Below are 1,424 nucleotides of genomic sequence, written 5' to 3'. Positions count from 1 at the left end.
CCGAGGCCCGCGACACCGCAGACCGCGCCGCGACCGCGCGGGCCCTGTGCGAGCAGGCCACCACCGAGCAGGTGCGGGTGCTCACCGAGGCCGCTGAGCAGGCCGAACGCGACTTCCAGCAGGCCCTGGCGGAGGCCCGCTACACCAGCCAAGCCGCCCAGGACCGAGCCGCCGAGCTGGACGAGACGGTGCGGGCGCTGCGGGCGCAGCTCGACCAGGCGCACCGCTTCGCGGAGAGTCAGGCGGTCGCGCGGGCTCGCGCCGAGCAGGAGAGCCAGGCGATCACCGAGGCCCGCGAGGGGCTCGTCAACGAGCTGGAGCGCACCCGCCGGGCCCTCGCCAGGGCACAGGAGAAGGCGGAAACGGGCTCGGCTCGGCAGCCGGAAATCGGGCGGTCGGTGTCCCGGAAAACTCTCGCGTCGGTTCCGGCTCAGTTGCCGGCCAACCTGCCCGAGGTGGACAAGGTCCGACCGGAAACGGTGGCGCTCATCCTGGCCGCCCGGGCGGAAAACCGGAACGCCACCCAGACCGCGCTGAAGGAAATCACCGGCATCTCCGAGCGCACGATCAGCCGGGTCCTCAACGCCGTACCGGCGGAAATCGTCGACCAGGTTCTCGAACTCACCAGCGGTCGCGTCGCGTGACCGGGGGCCGACCCGGTCTTCGGGTCGGGTCGGCCCGTGCAGCGCCTCATAACAGCTCATAACCGTGGGGCGTGAGCAGCCAAAACGCTTGATGGGAGGTAACGCGATGCAGACGGAGACGATGGCCGTGGCCCCGACGATCGAGGGTGAGGCGACCGAGACGACGCTGCCGGCGCCGGACCTGTCGGTGCTGACTGAGCAGCAGCAGCTGGTGGAGCAGGGCAAAGACGACAAGGTCAAGCCGCAGGAGTTGGCGGAGACGTCGCCGGCGTCGGTGGGCCTGGTGGTGGCGCTGGTGGTGGTGTCGATCGTCGCCGCCGTGGTGGTGGCGATGTGGATGGTGTCGCCGCTGATGGCGCTGCTGCTGGGTGCCGGGCTGATCGTGGTCGCGGTGCTGGCCGGCGCTGGCTGGCTGGCCTGGCGCAAGTACACCCGCCGGAGCAAGACCGGCAAGGACCGCTCGGGCAGGGACGGTGCCGGAGGACGGGGCGACCGGCCCGGCAAGTCGCCCAACGGCCGGGGCAAGGGAGACGGCTGGTGGCCGTTTGGCCGCAGCAAGACCCCGGCTGGGGGCGGCAAAACCCCTGGTGGGAAGACCCCCAAGGGAGGCGGGACGACTCCCGGCGGCGGTGGGAAGCCGACCGGCGCCAAGTCCGGGAGCTGGTGGCCGTTCGGCCGTGACAAGACCCCGGGCGGAGGCGGCAAGACCCCTGGTGCCGGGAAGACCCCGAAGGCCCCCAAGGGCGGGACGACCCCCGGCGGCGGTGGGAAGCCGACCGG

Annotated in this window: 2 pseudogenes; both read left to right on the top strand. The window is 72.2% G+C overall.

Going from position 1 to position 1,424, the window contains the following annotated elements:
- Positions 1–644: pseudogene (locus tag AB0E94_RS52950) on the top strand (hypothetical protein); the annotation flags it as partial.
- 106 nt (positions 645–750) lie between these two features.
- Positions 751–1,424 (top strand): annotated as a pseudogene (locus tag AB0E94_RS52945) (hypothetical protein); the annotation flags it as partial.

The sequence above is a fragment of the Actinoplanes sp. NPDC026670 genome (assembly GCF_040638175.1).
Lineage (GTDB): Bacteria > Actinomycetota > Actinomycetes > Mycobacteriales > Micromonosporaceae > Actinoplanes.
This window is presented reverse-complemented; position numbering and strand designations above follow the sequence as displayed.